Genomic DNA, 16,807 nt, shown 5'->3' on the forward strand with positions numbered 1-16,807 from the left:
TATTCAATATTTTTTTATTTCATTTGCACGGCAAGTTAGAGGAAGAAAACGGAAATTCCAAAAGAATTTGATAATTTTTTGTAGATTTGTCCGTATAAAATTTTGTGCCTATGAAAACGATTCTCTTTTTATTATTATCGCTTGCCCTGCTTTCTTGCCAAGGAGGGAAAAAACAAAATGTTCAATCTGCAGATACGGTAAAGGAAGATGAATTTATTGCCAGCGTTTTATACACTGCACCTCCGTATTATGTGATAGGCAAAGATACAATTTATAATTATGCTACAGACCCCATATTTCCTGTACATACTTCCGATCCCGAAAATCCGCTTTTATCGATAGACCTAAAGAATTATGTGCAAAAGAAGTTAGCCGATGTACACCTTGGTAAAGGAATAGTGGATGTTGCTTTCCTTATTGATAAAAAAGGATATGTCCGTCAGGTAATCATTGAAAAATCGGCGGAAGAGAACGGTGCCAGTCCCAATGTAGCCGCCCGTATGGATTCCATTGCCTGCAAAGTAATAGCCGACCTGCCCCGCTTCACTGCTCCAGCAACACGAAAGGGTAAGCCTGTGAATTTTTTAAAGAGGTGGACGGTACGGTTTGAGTGACTGAAGCTCCCGTTTTTGCGGATTTGCAATCCGCAAGCATCGAGTATGAGGATTTTTAATCCGGTAAACGACTAAGTTACCGCTTTCTGTTAGGTATCTGCTGAGCGGATTAAAATTGACTTTGTCGACCTTCGGTTCCTTATACTCATTTACGCCGGATTGTAAATCGGCGTGACGGTTAACGGTATTTCAGCTCAGAGTTCGAAGACGATGTGGCAAGGCTTTCCGTCGATATAAAAGGTAAGGCGGTACAGCCCTTTTTCTATCGAATCGGTCGTGCCGTTGTAGAGCGGAAAAGAAAAGTGTGCCGTTTCGTTCGGACGAATGGTTCGTATGAGTTCCACCAAATTGTATCCCGTAAGTTCCGTCTCCGGCTTGGGGATGGGATAAATGTGGCTGGGGTCATCAGGGGCGCTTTCCCGAAGAAAATCGAAAGGGTAAGACGTGGAGGCTTCTTTCTTTTTATAATGCTGTTCGGACGGAGCGAGTTGGGTGGTCACGTTTTTCCATCTCCCGTTTCCGTAATGAAAGACCTCGCAGGGGAAAACGCCGTATGGCATTTGCAGCTCACGACCGTCTTCTGCGGTATTCATCAGAGTTACATACACCATGCTGTCTTGCAGGCTGACGCGCCATGCCTTCTTGATTTCTTTCGGAAAGCCGGACGTGCCGAGAGTCATGGTGTCCGCTTGCTCCTGTTGGACGGAACCGGCTGTTTTGTGGCTCTTTTGTGCCTTGTCTCCGCAGCCCGGCAGGCAGAGCAGGCACAGGAGCATTCCTAAGATTCGTGTCTTCATTGTTGTTCCGGTTTACTGCATGGGTTGAGATTGTTCTAATCGGCGATGTCGTTCAGATCGAAGTAGAGCAAGCGTGTGGCGGCTCCCTCGTCTTCTGCCGTCAGCGGCACGAACTTCTGCTTGAAATAGAAAGGTATGGCGGCGGCGTATGCGTCTACCGTGAGGAAACGGCAGCCGGTCTTGTTGTCGGCGAGGAAGTAACTTTTGATAGACCTTATTATAAATTCGCCTATGTGTTGTCCTTTTAATTCTTGACTGACAGCCAAACGGCAAATTTTTGCAGCCGGATAGCTTTTCAACCGTTTTTCGTTGACAAACCGATGTCTCCGGAAACGGTTGAATTCCGTTTTAGTGGGAAAATCAGACATAGACACGCGGTCGTTTGCCAAACTGAAATATGCGGCTATGTGTTCGTGGTTTTCATCATCTGCCGCTTCGAACACATAAGTAACCGCCAATAAGGCTTGCTGGTAGAATCCGGATTCATTTAAAATAAAATCGTTCAAGTCGGCATCGCCGCAATCGAACGATTTTACTTTTTCTTCAGGTCCCAACTTGCGTACGATGTAAGATGAGAAGGGCGTTTGCAGGCTGGCTTTCATACGCTTTTCTTTTTTGTACGTTCGCCCAAATCGAGCATCTTTAAAAATAACGCATAATCAGCCAGCCTTTGTTCTCTTTCTTCCGGCGTTTCCCGGCGGACTTGCTTCATCCGCTCCTCGAACCGCCGTGCGTCTTCCCCGAAGAGTATCGGGGTTTCTTTGATGGGTCTTGCCATAGCTTTTCCTTTCTCTTTATGGATTCTGCCGCAAAGGTAGCGATTTATTCGTTGCGGATTATGCGGAGCGGTCAATTAATTTTCTGAATCTGCGCAATCTGTGGTGAAAATTACGCCGGAAATGCGTATCTTCGCATCGGTAAGAACTTAAACGGATGATACGATGAGGCACAACTGCATATCCATATCCTTGGTAAGCTTGTTTCTGCTACTGGCGCTGCTGGCGGGATGCTCCGGACAGCAACGGCGGTACGTCATCGGCGTGTCGCAGTGCAGCGACGACGAGTGGCGCGAGCAGATGAACCGGGAAATCACGCGCGAGGCGTTGTTTTATCCCGAGGCGGAGGTGGTGTTCCGCAGCGCGGGCGATGACAACAAGCGGCAGATACACGACATCGAGCTGCTGATGCGCAACAAGGTGGACCTGCTGGTGGTGTCGCCCAACGAGGCGGATGTCCTTACGCCGGTTATCGAGAAGGCATACAGCAAAGGGATTCCGGTGATATTGGTCGACCGGAAGATACACTCCAACCAATATACGGCGTATATCGGCGCCGACAATTATGCCATTGGTTACAACGTGGGCGAATACATCGCCTCGCGCCTGCAAGGCAAGGGACGGGTGGTGGAGGTGACGGGGCTGCGCGGCTCTACGCCTGCCGCGGAACGCCACCGGGGCATGACGGACGCTTTGCGCGAGTATCCCGACATACGGGTGACGGCTTCGGTGGATGCCGGCTGGAGGCGCGACCGTGCGCGCCTGGTGTTCGACTCGCTCCTGACGCACGCTCCGGAGATAGACATGGTGTTTGCGCACAACGACCGCATGGCGGCAGGTGCCTACGAGGCGGCGGTGAAGTACGGGCGAGAGAAGGAAATGCTGTTTGTGGGCATCGACGCGCTGGCGGGCGAGGGATATGGCGTGGAGCAGGTGGCAAGCGGGCAGCTCGACGCCACCTTTATTTATCCTACCGGCGGCGACCGGGTGATGCAGACGGCGATGGCTATCCTGACGGGGAAGCCTTACGAGCACGACGTTGCGCTCTCTTCGGCGTTGGTCAACAAGGGGAACGCGCGGGTGATGCGGATGCAGACCGGGCAAATCCGCCAGCTGGACGAGAAGATAGACATGCTGGACAAGAGGATAAACCATTTCCTCACCCGTTACGCTTCGCAGCGCATCTTGCTGTACACGTGCGTGGTGATGCTGGCGTTGTTCGGCATCGCGTTGTTTGTCGCCGTGCGGGGCTTTTGGACAAAGAACCGGCTGAACGTGGAGTTGTCCGAGCAGAAGAAACAGCTGGAGGCGCAGCGCGACCAGCTTATCAGCCTTTCCAAGCAGCTGGAGGAGGCGACGCACGCCAAGCTGGCTTTCTTCACCAACGTGTCGCACGACTTCCGCACGCCGCTCACGCTGATAGCCGACCCCGTCGACCAGCTGGAGGCAAGCCGGAATCTGGACGAGCACGAGCGTTTCCTGCTCCGCATCGTGCATAAGAACGTGACGGTGCTGTTGCGCCTCGTCAATCAGATACTCGACTTCCGCAAGTTCGAGAGCGGCAAGCTGAAGATGTACCTTTCGGAGTTTGATATCGCCGGGGAGATGAACGAGTGGACCGAGGCTTTCCGCACGCTTTCCTATCGCAAGCATGTGCATTTCTCGGTGTCGGCTGCTCCTTCCGATGAGGGATATACGATGATAGCCGATGCCGGGAAGCTGGAGCGGATAACGTATAACCTGTTGTCGAACGCATTCAAGTTCACGCCCGAGAACGGACGGGTGGAGCTTGCCTTGTCGCAATTCGAGCACGGGGGGACACGCTGGCTGCGCTATCAGGTCTCGGATACCGGAGTGGGCATTTCCGCCGAGCACGTGCAGCACATCTTCGAGCGTTTTTACCAGATAGACGTGCATTATGCCGGTTCGGGCATCGGGCTGGCGTTGGTGAAGGCTTTCACCGAGATGCACGGCGGCACGGTGAAGGTGGATTCGGCAGAAGGCAAGGGCACCATCTTTACGGTGGAGATGCCGATGAAGCAGGCGGGCACGCTTGCCGAAGGGCTGGAGAAGCAGGCGGTTCCGGCAAGCCTGAAAGAGGGAGCGGTGCTTTCCGCCGGTCAGGGAACGGTGCAGGCGTCTCCGGAAGCGGGCGAAGACGACCGGCGTGAAACGGTATTGGTCATCGATGACAATCAGGACGTGCGCGACTATGTCAGGTTGCTGCTGGAGAGGGAATACCGGGTGCTGGAGGCCTCCAACGGGCAGGAAGGGCTTCAGCAGGCGATGAAATACGTGCCCGATGCCATTATCTGCGACGTGATGATGCCGGTGATGGACGGCATGGAGTGTTGCCGGAGGCTGAAGTCGGAAGTGCAGACCTCGCACATCCCGGTGATGATGCTCACCGCCTATACGATGGACGAGCAGAAGGTGCAGGGCTACGAGTGTGGGGCGGATTCGTACATCCTGAAACCTTTCAGTGCCAAGCTGCTGCAGGTGCGCCTGCGGAACCTGATAGACAACCGCCGCCGTCTGCAAAGTTTCTTTGCCGACCGTTCGGCTCTGAAACAGGAGTCAATCAGCGAGGTGGACAAGGGTTTTGTGGAGAAACTGCGCGAGTTGATTGAAGCCCGTTTGGGCGATGCGGGTTTGAGTGTGGAAGACTTGGGTGGGGAATTAGGGCTGGGACGTGTCCAGCTTTACCGGAAGTCTAAGGCGTTGACCGGTTACTCGCCCAACGAACTGCTCCGCATCGCGCGGTTGAAACGTGCAGCTTCGTTGCTGGCTTCTACCGACAAGACCATCGCTGAAATAACGTATGAAGTAGGTTTCAGTGCGCCTTCGTATTTCACCAAGTGCTATAAAGACTACTTCGGCGAAAGCCCTACCGACTTCTTGAAGCGAATGAAGAATGAGGAATGAAGAATCGCGCTTTGCGCAGAATGAAGAATTTTCATCCGCATGGAATTCTTCATTCTGCGTTCTTCATTCTTCATTTAAATAGTTTTGTCTGCTCGAAAGAAATCCCTATCTTTGGCGGGAAATAAAAAACGATAGTTAAGATGAAATGGATTATAGGACTTGTGTGTATGCTTTGCAGCATGAGTTTGCAGGCACAAGATTTAAAATCATTATACATTGCTTTACCCGATTCGCTTTCTCCTTTGTTGACTAAAGTGAACCGGGAAGATTTCGGTGATTTTCTCGCCAGCAACATGAAAGCGGAGGTGAAAAACCGTTTCGGACAGACCTCGGAAATGCTGAAGTTGACAGACGATTACCTGTTAGTGCACGTCAGCAAGTCAAGTAGGGAAGAAATGAAACTGTTGCCGCTGAACGATTCGGTGAAAGTGGTGTGTGTGGTCCGTACTTATTGTGGTCCTGTACCCGACAGTGAGGTCAAGTTTTATGATACGGCTTGGAATGAATTACCGGCAGCAGATTTTGTAACTTTGCCTGAAGAGAATGAATTTTATAAGTCTGTACTTTCTGAAACAGCTTCCGACTCTTTGCGTAACTTACGCCTGAATGCAGACATGTATCTGAAGGAAGTACGCTTGTCCGACAAAGACCTGTCGCTTTCAGTAAGTTACACCACCCCTCAATATATGGATAAAACTACGGCAGACAAGCTGAAATCTTATTTGATAAATGCTCCCATTGTGTATACATGGAGCAACGGTAAGTTCCTGAAAGTTAGTACTCAATAGATAAGCACTCAATTTAGGGCATCCCCCTTTGAGTGCTTACGAAAATAGAATGCTTATAAGGGCATTATTACCTTGAACGTACCGGAGTATAGCGCTTTATAGCCACTGTAAAATTTTTCTCAATTTGCTCTTTATTATATACGGTACGAACAACAATATTACGCCTAACAACAGCAGTAGAAAAGCGGGCTGGCATAGTGAAAGACAAGCTTAATTCAGAATTTGCCTCAATATTTCCTTGCCATTCTCTAGAAGCATTCGAACACTCTATAAAAATATGAACATTCTCATACTTAACATTTCCAATATTTTTCACTTTTATCTCAGCATGAGCCTGTCCTTTCGAATTTGCTTGCAAATTTTGAGATACAATCCCAACCTGCAAATCATTTTCAAGCGATATTGTATCAATTGGGGCTATAACTTTTTTTACTATGTGTTTTTTAGGCTGTTGTATAAAAATAATAGAATCAGTCCCATTCTCGTATTTTGTAACACGCATAAGAGAGTCTAATGTTAAAATACCTTCTTTGAAAATCAATTTGGTAAAACTTCCATCCTGGTTCTTTTCTATAAATGAGGATGAAGGAGATAATATTCTTTTTACTACAGCAAATGTTCCGTCATCTGATTCTTGATATTGTTTGATGCCGTCATTGGTAACAATAATACATTCACCCTTATAAACAGAAGACCGAAAAAAAACTTTAACCTTTTTATCCCTCAATTTGTAATGTTCTGTTCCTTCTTTATCAATATGCCTCCAGCCATCTTTATGCGTATAAACTGCAGCAAAGTTCTCTACAAAAGGAGCCACATCATCAAATTGAGTAGGAGATTTCTTCCCTAATGAAAAAAAGCCCTTTGCCTTGATACGTAAAGGATTTCCATTTTCGTCTATATATCCCCATTTATCTTCGCCAACAATAATATATCCATCATAAATATAACGATATTTAGGATGAACCTTGTATTCTGCATTAAACATTTTAGTAGCACCTAAGGAATCAACAATACCATGGATAAAACCATCTTTAGTGAGCAAAGCTTTTCCTTCATGGAACAATATATCCTGATATTCTATCGAGACTATGACATTGTCATTTTTATCTATAATCCCATAATAATCACCACTTTTAACTTTATAAAGTCCATTTCCTACATCGGTTTTATCATCATAAGCAAATCCTTGAGCATAAGCAGCAGAGAAATAACCGATTAATAATAATGACAAAAAAATCTTTCTCATAATTCAAATCTATTTTAGTAATCCCCAAGCTTTTAAGGTTTCCGTATCGCTTTTTATAGCATTTATATATATATCGGTTGCCACATCATTGGACTCCTTAGCCCTTTTGATAAACATTTCGTATAACTTTGTAATTAATTTATCCCCACTTGCCGGCAAATCCCCTGCAATCTTTTTTTCCATCAGATTATTAAATGCCCAATACACAGACTTATAGTTTGCTGTATCAATTTCCATAGCTTTGAACAACCAATCATTGGCCTTATCCAAATCGGCTTCTATATTTAAGAAAGATTGACGCACGGTTGGCACATTAAAGAAGCGATTTCCTTTCGACAATGTAAGTCCACATTCAAACAATGCTATACTATTCAGTGTATCTTCTTGAATTATCTGACATAGTCCGGCAAACCCGGAATTTACTTCTGATGAATTGTTTGAATTAAGCAGATTGACATAATAATCTACTTTTGCTGGCGCAAATAAGCTATCTTCAACAAGGATCCTTAGTAATTCTTTTCCTTTTGTTTGAAGTTCAATGCTATCTTTCTGATTCAAAAAGGATAAAGCTTGATTGTACATTTCCACGCAGGTTGGTTGCCTAAGTGTAGGTTTTGCCACTTCTTTTTCAGACTCATTATAAAAGAGAAAACAGGCTACGCCAATTAATGCTACCACAACACATGCAAATCCGATCATAAGCGGAACCAATTTTCTGTTTTTTTTATTGCCATTCGTTAGCACATGTTCCAAATCGACCCTAAATTCCGCTACAGAAGCATACCGCTTAGACTGTATTTTGTCTGTAGCTTTGCGGATAATTCTTTTCAAAGCAACATTGCGAACATCTTTCATCGGCAATGGGTCACGCAAATTGGCTGATAAAACATCTTGATCTGTGCCTGTAAAAGGTAAATGACCGGTACATAATTGATAAAGCAAAACGCCTAATGCATAGATATCAGTAGTATAACTTTGGTTTTTCACATCTCCAAGCACCAACTCTGGAGCGGCATAATTCACTTTTCCCATAAACACACCGGTTGCGGTCAAAGCCTTATCCACACTGCCGAGAGAAACAATCTGCTTACAAATCCCAAAATCAATAAGTTTAATCTTTCCATCTATGGTAATCATTATATTCGAAGGGTCAATATCCCTATGGATATACCCTTTATCATGCAACGCCATTAAACCGGATAAAATGGGCTTCATAATTCTAACAACCGCTGCATCACGATTCTGTAAATACTGACTGTAAATTTCTGCAGCAAATGGAATCTGCATGCCATTTTGGTCACAAGTAATTCCATTCATTACGTTTTCAAGGGTTACTCCTACCAACAATTCCATAATGACGTGGTAATGTACCTTAACTTTACCCCCGCTTTCTGTCTGGAACGTTGTTTCAACAAAACCGTACATCCGTATCAGATTGTCATTCTCCAATTGGATATTGGCTTCCCTTCTGGCACGTTCGACAACATGTTCAGGTATATTCTCATAGATAGCCTTAATCGCGACAGGCATCTTTTCTCCTGTTCTTTCTATTACACGGAATCCTTTGAATACACGCCCCATGCCTCCCTCTCCTAAAGGAATAGCATCTGTATCATATTCATAATATATACCATTCCGCTTTTCTATTTCGCCTTGTAGTCTTATGATATTCATTTGAAATGTAATTTTATATGAATGTCCGCATTCGGCCAATATATGCCCTCTGAGAACGAAGATATACTTCATCAGCCGTTTAATATATACTGCAACTGCCTACGAAGATATACTTCATCGGCCAACGAAGTATATCTTCATTTTCAACGTGGCCAAATTGGCAAATTGTGGACATTCATTTAATTTTAATATGCTTCTACTCTCAGTTTTACATTACCTATAGATATAATATCCCCGGGAATTATTTTACTTCCCTCTTCTGTGACTTCCTTTGAATTAATGTACGTGCCATTCAAAGACCGAGCCCAATTCCCTTGTACCTCTTTATCCCACTGCCCATCGCGAAGATACCACGTTTCGGTTTCATCATCCCATTCAAGCGTGCAATGACGACGGGATATATACGAAGAAACAGGTTCGGATAATTGAATCTGGTTGAATATGGAGTCATCTTTTCTCCCCAAGGTTATAATTCTTTTGGGTGACGGCATGATTTCCGGCAGACGGTAACATTTTCCCCAGTCATTTCCTTGCATCACATGAAGCATGATGCCATTTAATATTGCATTTGGAGCTTCTACTTGGCTACCTTGTACGGCAATATATGGATATTCATTCCCTGGAAGTTTCTCCAACAATTCATCAACACTTCCTGCACGGCTGTGAGGGTCGGCAGACAAGCATGCTTCCAATATGTTCATCCACATCTCCCGCTGTTCGTTTCGGAATAAGATATTTCTATTCCAGTCATCGCTTTGTACACGAGTCTGATAATGTATCCAATCTGATTCTGTAACCAACTTCCCATAAGGCAATTCACCGGTCAGCATAAAGAACAATATCACGCCGAAAGAAAATATGTCAACCGAAGGAAGTATAGTGGCATATCGTTCTAATCGGTAAAGTTCTGGAGCCTGATAAGCCAATGCTTTATCAATGAAATGCGAATGCAGTGTCTTATTCTTGCTCGCCAATAAGTTGGCTCTGCCACCAAGTATTACATAATTGGTTAACTTAACACGATTGCCATCAGCTATAAGGATGTTTTCCGGAGTTAGCTGACAATGTACCTTCCCCGATTTGTGCAGGTCTCGCAATCCATATAGTATTTCTTTGGCAGTCTTTACGATATCCAACCTTTGGCTCCTGATAAGATGAGATAAATCCAAGGACTTGCAATATTCCAAAAGCAGATAAGGATTGCCGTTTACCATACCTGTGTGTACGATATTGGTAAGGTAATTGCTCTTTATCTGACAACTCTTTATTTCATTATCAGCCGAGAGCAACATCTTTTGGCGAAGACTGGGCTCCACTTCCCAAAGCTTTAGCAACTTCAGGATGTACTCATTACCGGATGTATCATTCACCTTAAACTTTTGGTCACTCCGAGTAGAATTAAGTACCCTTTCTACCCGGAATTTCCCATCTATCATATCGTGCATGCGAAAATCGCAGCGTTGAACTGAATTTTTTATCGTCATCTTGCATTCTTATTTACATAATGTATAATCAAGTTTTTCCCTTGTTCTTTCAATATAGGATGCTCAACACGATGAAGAATACTTCTTTTTCTATCATAGGAACACTCTTTCATTGATTTAGGGATTTGACCATTAGGGAAACATGAACGAAACTTTATAAAGTCTTCTTCTGTCCATCCGTAGTAGAAATCATTCAACCAAGGTTTTTCTCTGTATTCTTTGGAAACTGATTTTTCATTGCTATCTGAATGATTCGTAAACCTCATATCTTCAGGCTCTATGTATGCAACATCAATAAAAACATGAACCGTTTTATATGGCGAAGATTCCGCATAAGAACGCGACAACTTTTCCCATTCTGGCAATTCATTTTGATACCATATTTCACGAGATGATTTTCCCAACTTTTCAAGATTGCGCCTTTGCTTTTTAAGCGTCTTTTCTTTATACTCTGCTATATGGGTACTTTCAAGCACTAAGTATCCATTTTCAGAAGCAAATTTTTGCGCTTCTTCTTTTGCGCCATTACCAGACCAAAAGACATGAATTTTATCATTAGCCATAGTATTATTGCTTTCTTGATTTTATATTAAACTCAAATAATCTATCTCCCATTCTTATTATATCGCCAGGTTCAAGTTTTATACCAGCTCCAGCATGAACGTATGTTGAATTATCACTGGAACGGTCTTCTATGAACCAATGACCATCCGAGAAGAATAGGCAAGCCTGCTCTTCATCATCAATGGTCGTATCATGCGAAACGGTATTCTGACGAGAAAGATAGACCTCAGCACCTTCATCGTAAACTTTTTCAGTCATTTCTCTTTCACTCGGTAGCGAAATTGGCCGTAAAGTGCAACAAGGTATTTCATCCTCGTCATACCATTCCTCTTCTGTCGCTGCTACAGGAGCAACAATCTCGTCAGGCATTTCTGCCAAGCAATTCGGGCAAGTGTGCATCCCGTTTATTACGGGGTAGCCACAATTATTACATTGTATCATATTTGCTATAAATTATCAAAATAATATTCAATATATTTGTTCCAAAAGTATGATATACAGAATATTATAATAGCGACAACGATAGTAGCGGCCAATGCCGCTATTGCTGTTGCTACGGTTCCTAAACCAGCTGTTGCACATAATGCTACTGTACCCGCGACTGCTGCTGAAGTAGCGAGTGCCATTATGCCAATCTCTAATATTTTAGAAAAAGCCTTACATAAATACTCATATCCATCAATCCATTTGCCTTCAGAAAAATACGTCCACCCTTTTTTTATATAAACCACAACCGAACTCCATTCTATAACTTTAAAAATCTTTCCTAATGGCTTCAAAAATGACATTATTTTTGGAATGCATTCGTTTAAAGTTGTTCCTATATTCTTGACTTTATTTATGGTCTCTACTATTTGATTAGCTCTCTTCTTTGCCGTAGAAACTTCTCTAAGATGATTAACTCTAATGCTTTTCATCTGTTCTTGAATTTGCAGTTTTCGCGCCGAACTTTTGGTGTTATTTAACTCTTTACCTAAGTTTATGTATGACTCTGGCATAGCTTTTATTTTCTTCTTAAAGAAGTCTTTTTCATTTAGTGCCTTATTGTAAAGCCTACTTAAGCTATGACGATCTGTTGCTCCTACTTTTAAATCTTTTACACTATCGCTTCCGGTAAAGAAACTAAGACCTACCAATCCCTTATTGTTGTAAAAAGCCTCGTCCAAAGCGTCTATTATGTTATCAATTATATTGGTAATCTTATCATAATTGGATTCTTTGGCTGTTTCTGCCTTTTTATTTTTCCACGGGTCTGCATCCATTAGAGCTTCTAATGTCAAAGGTCCAATTTGACCGTCTGGAGTTAAATTTCGACTTTGTTGAAACCTACGGATTAATGATATAGTTTCAGGACCCAATTTATCATCTTCACGGATTTGTGTCTGCATAATCCGATTTAATTTTTGTTGTACCCAGCGAACGGATACGACTTTATTCGTTTGATATATTCGATAGCCTAACAATTGCTCCATATCAAAAGGCTACTATATAAAAATTATTAATAGACAAGAAAAACTCTTTCTCAACTCAATATTAATTTTCAAGTAATCAAAAAAATCAGACTTGTTTATCTCTTCTTTCAATGACTCGGAGAGGATTTGAAAATGCACATTAATGCATTTCTCTATATGTCTGTCAACAGGAACATTGCTTTCAGATAGAGATATGTTGCAATAGCTTATGGCTTCTTCTCCAAAAGCACGCATAAACTCCATTTTGCAATATTGCAGCAAATCCATTTTGGTGAACAAACGGTCATTACTGTTCACAATATGCCTTGCCAATTCTTTGCGTGTCTTTATATCTCTGACTTTATTGCGTCCTCCTGTTGCGTCAATCAACGCTTCAACATCCCCTACAGCGGCATTTGTTGATGTTAATCTTCCGCCACGTCTTAGAAGATTTCCCCGTTCGCCATTGGTTGTGAAATAGGTCAGCACCATGGGTTGCTGGTTGTTCCGAGGGTTACGAATGGCGTATGTTCCTCCGTATCGGCGGACATTTCCCGAACGGAATTCATCCAATGAATCGTAAACCTGCATCATTGACTGACGCAAGGAACGAAGTGTAGCTCCGTCGTGCAATGAATTGCTGTCTACAAAGGCAAAATAATCGTTTACGTAATGACGATAAAGATTGGTTACATCTTCACGAATCCGTTCATTATCATATTGGTTGACATCGAAATCACGTATAAAGAAATCTTGTGCCTGTTCTTGATTTTGCACCACATCTAAAAAATAAGTGCCCGTTTTATCATTTTCTAAACGCTGAATAGGTTCGCTATAATTCAGTTTCACATCTTGGATGTCATAATTTACAGCTGGAATGCAATTCAATAAAATGGCCGTGTCAAGTGGCAATGAAATCCCCCGGTCTGTTTTGATTCGTATCCACAAAAAACGATTGCCTATAAAAGGCTCCAAGATTTCCTGTGCATACGAATCCATAATCCAAGCCGGGATTTCTCCGCGATGCAGCGTACGCTTATTGGAACATTTCCCAAAGCGGTACAACCACAGACCATAGTATACCAAACTTTTTTTCCAGAATTCAGCCAGCATGAAGTTTGAATTTAGCGTACGAGGCATATCTTCCATAACCAAAGACAAGGGGATCTGCACATCTCCCACTTCAGCCGTCAAACTATCGTCTGGCAATGGATGTGACAAAGCAATCATGACATCCTCCAGCGTATTAACTTCCCCTGCCGCATCAAATGCCAACCACAACTCTTTATTATACCGGTTGTCCGGCCATGTCGCTTGAACGGGCTGCTTATCAGGTTGCAGCAGAGTATTGTTCATGAAGCAAGCCATCAGCTTGCCGGGCACGATGCGCGTCTTGAATATCGGACGATAATTACACTTGGTGGGTTTGTAGGTAAACGCATCATTTTCGTCAATAAAATAAGGTGTACATTCGCGCCCGTTGCCGATACTAAGCACTGTAACTGCAGGTTGTGCCTTGAGGTTGCTCTGTAATAACACCTGGTCACAGAAACGTTCAGACAGTCTTTCTACCGTCTGATCCATCTTTCGTTCTATCTCACAAGATTGGTGGGCCAAAGCGACAAGCATCATCTTTGCCACAGGATCGGATAGCGATATGCGCTGCTCATCCTGTTCCAACGCCTGCTGTATCTCAGCAACCTTGTTTCTTACCTTTACATCCATTATTTGTTATTTAAAAACGGATCCATAAAAAATTCCACTTCACGCTGATACTCACCTTCGCGTGTACCGACAAATTCATTGTAAGTCAATCGTCCCTTAACCAAAACCCTGACCACATATTTGCTATTTTCACCCCGACGGGAAAACTTATTCTTCTCCATGCTAAGTTGTACTTCCACTTCCAAGTTCTTTAGGTATGGGATGTAATACAAAATGCTGTCGCGCACACTTCTCTCACATTGCCTGATACCGGCTCTCGACATCTGCACCTTTTCTTCCCGGTTGTTTTTACGCTTCACAATCTTAAAATCAGCGCCATGGTTGAAATCTACCAAATTCATGGCAATAAATTCATTATCCCAAAAACTGAACCCAAATTCTTCATCAGCCTTAAAGCGCCGTATGCTGGTAAACACTACGGTATCTACCCAGTTGTCGATGACAGAAACCACGTTAGACAATGGTCGGTCAATCTGAAGGTTCAACTGCTCGTCGTTTACGAAACGTATGGGAGAATCACTATAATGCATGCCTATGATTATAAGATTAATGGTGCTTTTTACGAATGCTATCAGTGCTGCCTACTATCCTGCGTGGTGGCCTTACCACTTCCGACTCCAGTCTTGCCTCCGCCACAACTGCCGTTTTCTGCCTGAAAAGTTGCGGCAAACTTATCAGCAGGTGCGTCAACCGGATACCTTCATGTACCATCTCTGAAATTACATAAGGAGTATAATGAGACTCAACAAAAGCCATGCATTTCTCTGTTTCAGGAACTGTGATATCCTTTTCCATACTTATCAATGTCAGCAATACCTGTATGCCTTCCTGCATAAGAGTTATCAAATGTCGAGGTGTCATACAGTCGGCTTCCTTCTCTACTTCAATAGCGATGCGGCACAATGCAGGAATAGCAGCCATTACCAACGTATATTGTTCTGTGTTGACGGCATCTTTCAATGCATTGACAAGAGCTTCTATCTCCACTGCATAGTTTGCGGCAGCACGCAAAAGTGCCCCATTGGAACGCAATGAAATGCATGGAGCAACGAAAGCTTCATCCATGCTCCATCCGTGTCTATAGACAAAGCGGGCAAACGGAACGGCATCCGGATTATTATAATGCTCGCTCTCAAGCTTTACCAGTAACTGATAATCAGCATCGCAAAGGGGTACAGAAGTGTCATTGCAGGATACCTTGATTGTTTTATCTGAAGTCTTATCCAAAAATAAGATTAACGGTTCTGTTGTTTCGGGTAGACGAATGTTTTGAAACAAACTCCTCTCTTCCCGTGAAAAAGATAACTGGATCAGCTTTCCAGACCGACTGATGGCATTCGCTTGCAGTTCTGTTACCGACAAACTTGTTTCCGTCTGTTCATACCGGAAAATCGGCAGTTCAAGAAATCCATAGTCTCCGTTAACCAATGCGGCGTATAATGGTTGCAGGCAAGACAAGTAATATTCGTCCGACATACGAAACGTTTCATCGGTCAGCCGCATCCCTGCTTGCCAATCTACTCGATATTTATTCACCATAGATAAAGTTATATCAATTGTGTACTATAATTTAAGAAAACTCCTTCTTCAATTCTGGCATCAGACAGTTCCGGGAAAGCACATCTGTCGCCAAAAGTTATTTCAAGTTTGTCTTCCACCGATAAAAACCATTGGGAAAAGAACGTAGAAAATTCTTCGATTTGTTGTTTTAACTCACTCAAATGCTTACCCGTTTTTATCTTTACTTGATAGAAAACTTTCCATACATATACCCTTGTTATAATTGTGGAACCACAATATAAATCATCCAATGTCCCATTCAAATTCGAATGAATATTCTCGGATAAGGCTTCCGTCACTTCAACTTTTGTTTTTTGAATTTCAGCATGTCCTTCAAAAGCGTATCCCAAGGCTGCCTTGACCATGTCATCATTACCTCTAAAATTCCTAAGCCAAGGAATGCACTGATAAACAGCCTTGATATATGAATTAGCGATGTCAACCCTTTGGCCTGCCGTAATAAAATCTGAAAGGAACTGGTTTCCAGAGAATATATGTTCGTTAAGCCAGTGTTGGTATTTAATCCTCAGATTTTGGTAGTATTGATCAAAAGGCTTGAAATAGGTCAGGGCTTTCTCTTTCTGTTCTTCTTGCTCCTTATAACGTTTTTCAAATTCTTCCGTGTCGCCATCTGTTCCTAAGTAGTGGTCTAATGGATGGAACAAATATTCAGGCAATATATGATACAGGCTGTCGCGTTTTAACGAAAACTTTACAACAGGAGGCGCACTCTGTTTATTCCTTATAATTAAATTAAGCTCATCTCCTAAGGCAGTCCGCTCTGAAACACCCTTAAATTCATAAGTGTAGAAAGGCTTTTTATCAACCAATGAATCCATGTGTTCTATTACAACGGCCATGGCTACATCGGCATCCAGTTCTTTCGGAATATTTGGTTTTGATAATTTCATCATCTCAAAACAAAGTAAGCACTCAATTTAGGGCATCCCCCTTTGAAAGGGCACTTTTGAGTGCCCTAAACCGAGTTTTGTTAATTAATTAGCTTTGAATTTAACATTGGCTGGTAGCCAAAGTGATTTTGTCAGGAACCATGTTAACATAATCCCTGCACCCGTTAAAGATATTTTTGAAAAAAGTTCCGATGAAGTTCCAGACAGAACTGCCATGAAGCTTTACCGTTCCTATTACACTATGGTAAGTCGCAGCCATCTCAGCGCCTGCATCACTACCGTAATGAAG

Annotated in this window: 16 protein-coding genes and 1 pseudogene; 3 read left to right on the forward strand and 14 right to left on the reverse strand. The window is 43.2% G+C overall.

The genetic code is table 11. From position 1 onward, the window contains the following. The first annotated feature begins 110 nt into the window (after window positions 1–110). Window positions 111–614, forward strand: a complete 504-nt coding sequence (locus B5G04_RS06205) for a hypothetical protein (protein ID WP_022041134.1) — start codon at window positions 111–113, stop codon at window positions 612–614. A 194-nt stretch (window positions 615–808) separates the two neighbouring features. Here the strand turns inward: B5G04_RS06205 and B5G04_RS06210 are convergent, their stop codons facing one another. From B5G04_RS06210 to B5G04_RS06220, 3 genes are read right to left on the reverse strand one after another with little or no spacing between them, the layout of a single operon-like run. Then, on the reverse strand, window positions 809–1,411 hold the full coding sequence (locus B5G04_RS06210; RefSeq protein WP_022041135.1) for a hypothetical protein: 603 nt from the start codon (window positions 1,409–1,411) through the stop codon (window positions 809–811). Between the two features lie 35 nt (window positions 1,412–1,446). Continuing rightward, window positions 1,447–2,013 carry a GNAT family N-acetyltransferase gene (locus tag B5G04_RS06215; RefSeq protein ID WP_087209678.1) on the reverse strand — a complete coding sequence of 189 codons (567 nt, stop codon included), beginning with the start codon at window positions 2,011–2,013 and terminating at the stop codon, window positions 1,447–1,449. Next, window positions 2,010–2,189, reverse strand: coding sequence for a hypothetical protein (locus B5G04_RS06220; RefSeq protein ID WP_087396275.1), 180 nt, complete (start codon window positions 2,187–2,189; stop codon window positions 2,010–2,012). Before B5G04_RS06220 ends, B5G04_RS06215 begins: the two co-directional genes overlap by 4 nt. Window positions 2,190–2,352: 163 nt before the next feature. Between B5G04_RS06220 and B5G04_RS06225 the strand changes: the two genes are divergently transcribed. Then, a complete protein-coding gene (locus B5G04_RS06225) occupies window positions 2,353–5,112 on the forward strand; it encodes a substrate-binding domain-containing protein (protein ID WP_087396278.1) in 2,760 nt (919 codons plus the stop codon). Window positions 5,113–5,252: 140 nt separating this feature from the next. Further along, window positions 5,253–5,900, forward strand: coding sequence for a DUF3256 family protein (locus B5G04_RS06230; protein WP_022041139.1), 648 nt, complete (start codon window positions 5,253–5,255; stop codon window positions 5,898–5,900). 67 nt (window positions 5,901–5,967) lie between these two features. Here B5G04_RS06230 and B5G04_RS06235 read toward each other — a convergent pair whose 3' ends face one another. The 11 genes and pseudogenes from B5G04_RS06235 to B5G04_RS06285 all read right to left on the reverse strand — a co-directional run. Beyond that, a complete protein-coding gene (locus B5G04_RS06235) occupies window positions 5,968–7,149 on the reverse strand; it encodes a WG repeat-containing protein (RefSeq protein WP_087396281.1) in 1,182 nt (393 codons plus the stop codon). Window positions 7,150–7,158: 9 nt separating this feature from the next. After that, the gene (locus tag B5G04_RS06240) at window positions 7,159–8,823 is read right to left on the reverse strand and encodes a serine/threonine-protein kinase (RefSeq protein ID WP_158100061.1); all 1,665 of its coding nucleotides are present in this window, start codon (window positions 8,821–8,823) and stop codon (window positions 7,159–7,161) included. Between the two features lie 185 nt (window positions 8,824–9,008). Next, window positions 9,009–10,307, reverse strand: coding sequence for a protein kinase (locus B5G04_RS06245; protein WP_087396286.1), 1,299 nt, complete (start codon window positions 10,305–10,307; stop codon window positions 9,009–9,011). Beyond that, window positions 10,304–10,870 carry a hypothetical protein gene (locus B5G04_RS06250; protein ID WP_087396288.1) on the reverse strand — a complete coding sequence of 189 codons (567 nt, stop codon included), beginning with the start codon at window positions 10,868–10,870 and terminating at the stop codon, window positions 10,304–10,306. Before B5G04_RS06250 ends, B5G04_RS06245 begins: the two co-directional genes overlap by 4 nt. Before the next feature lie 4 nt (window positions 10,871–10,874). Then, window positions 10,875–11,240, reverse strand: a complete 366-nt coding sequence (locus tag B5G04_RS06255; protein WP_087396290.1) for an FHA domain-containing protein — start codon at window positions 11,238–11,240, stop codon at window positions 10,875–10,877. Between the two features lie 77 nt (window positions 11,241–11,317). Next, window positions 11,318–12,343: a peptidoglycan-binding domain-containing protein gene (locus tag B5G04_RS06260; RefSeq protein ID WP_087248518.1), complete on the reverse strand. Its 1,026-nt coding sequence runs from the start codon at window positions 12,341–12,343 to the stop codon at window positions 11,318–11,320. Between the two features lie 12 nt (window positions 12,344–12,355). Beyond that, window positions 12,356–14,047 carry a hypothetical protein gene (locus tag B5G04_RS06265; protein WP_087396292.1) on the reverse strand — a complete coding sequence of 564 codons (1,692 nt, stop codon included), beginning with the start codon at window positions 14,045–14,047 and terminating at the stop codon, window positions 12,356–12,358. Next, window positions 14,047–14,577 (reverse strand): hypothetical protein, encoded by a 531-nt coding sequence (locus tag B5G04_RS06270; protein ID WP_087248514.1) that lies wholly within the window; start codon window positions 14,575–14,577, stop codon window positions 14,047–14,049. The genes B5G04_RS06265 and B5G04_RS06270 overlap by 1 nt, the downstream gene beginning before the upstream one ends. 16 nt (window positions 14,578–14,593) lie before the next feature. Beyond that, a complete protein-coding gene (locus B5G04_RS06275; protein WP_143270433.1) occupies window positions 14,594–15,586 on the reverse strand; it encodes a hypothetical protein in 993 nt (330 codons plus the stop codon). A gap of 8 nt (window positions 15,587–15,594) precedes the next feature. Further along, complete coding sequence (locus tag B5G04_RS06280) at window positions 15,595–16,521, reverse strand: hypothetical protein (RefSeq protein WP_087248510.1); 927 nt, start codon at window positions 16,519–16,521, stop codon at window positions 15,595–15,597. Window positions 16,522–16,618: 97 nt separating this feature from the next. Next, window positions 16,619–16,807 (reverse strand): annotated as a pseudogene (locus tag B5G04_RS06285) (IS66 family transposase); the annotation flags it as partial.

The sequence above is a fragment of the Bacteroides sp. An51A genome, from assembly GCF_002161565.1.
Classification (GTDB): domain Bacteria; phylum Bacteroidota; class Bacteroidia; order Bacteroidales; family Bacteroidaceae; genus Phocaeicola; species Phocaeicola intestinalis.

What these genes read in the sequence shown, in the direction of transcription:
- B5G04_RS06205 (WP_022041134.1), top strand. Translation starts at nt 111, where the DNA reads ATGAAAACGATTCTCTTTTTATTATTATCGCTTGCCCTGCTTTCTTGC.
- B5G04_RS06210 (WP_022041135.1), bottom strand. Translation starts at nt 1,411, where the DNA reads ATGAAGACACGAATCTTAGGAATGCTCCTGTGCCTGCTCTGCCTGCCG.
- B5G04_RS06215 (WP_087209678.1), bottom strand. Translation starts at nt 2,013, where the DNA reads ATGAAAGCCAGCCTGCAAACGCCCTTCTCATCTTACATCGTACGCAAG.
- B5G04_RS06220 (WP_087396275.1), bottom strand. Translation starts at nt 2,189, where the DNA reads ATGGCAAGACCCATCAAAGAAACCCCGATACTCTTCGGGGAAGACGCA.
- B5G04_RS06225 (WP_087396278.1), top strand. Translation starts at nt 2,353, where the DNA reads ATGAGGCACAACTGCATATCCATATCCTTGGTAAGCTTGTTTCTGCTA.
- B5G04_RS06230 (WP_022041139.1), top strand. Translation starts at nt 5,253, where the DNA reads ATGAAATGGATTATAGGACTTGTGTGTATGCTTTGCAGCATGAGTTTG.
- B5G04_RS06235 (WP_087396281.1), bottom strand. Translation starts at nt 7,149, where the DNA reads ATGAGAAAGATTTTTTTGTCATTATTATTAATCGGTTATTTCTCTGCT.
- B5G04_RS06240 (WP_158100061.1), bottom strand. Translation starts at nt 8,823, where the DNA reads ATGAATATCATAAGACTACAAGGCGAAATAGAAAAGCGGAATGGTATA.
- B5G04_RS06245 (WP_087396286.1), bottom strand. Translation starts at nt 10,307, where the DNA reads ATGACGATAAAAAATTCAGTTCAACGCTGCGATTTTCGCATGCACGAT.
- B5G04_RS06250 (WP_087396288.1), bottom strand. Translation starts at nt 10,870, where the DNA reads ATGGCTAATGATAAAATTCATGTCTTTTGGTCTGGTAATGGCGCAAAA.
- B5G04_RS06255 (WP_087396290.1), bottom strand. Translation starts at nt 11,240, where the DNA reads ATGCCTGACGAGATTGTTGCTCCTGTAGCAGCGACAGAAGAGGAATGG.
- B5G04_RS06260 (WP_087248518.1), bottom strand. Translation starts at nt 12,343, where the DNA reads ATGGAGCAATTGTTAGGCTATCGAATATATCAAACGAATAAAGTCGTA.
- B5G04_RS06265 (WP_087396292.1), bottom strand. Translation starts at nt 14,047, where the DNA reads ATGGATGTAAAGGTAAGAAACAAGGTTGCTGAGATACAGCAGGCGTTG.
- B5G04_RS06270 (WP_087248514.1), bottom strand. Translation starts at nt 14,577, where the DNA reads ATGCATTATAGTGATTCTCCCATACGTTTCGTAAACGACGAGCAGTTG.
- B5G04_RS06275 (WP_143270433.1), bottom strand. Translation starts at nt 15,586, where the DNA reads ATGGTGAATAAATATCGAGTAGATTGGCAAGCAGGGATGCGGCTGACC.
- B5G04_RS06280 (WP_087248510.1), bottom strand. Translation starts at nt 16,521, where the DNA reads ATGATGAAATTATCAAAACCAAATATTCCGAAAGAACTGGATGCCGAT.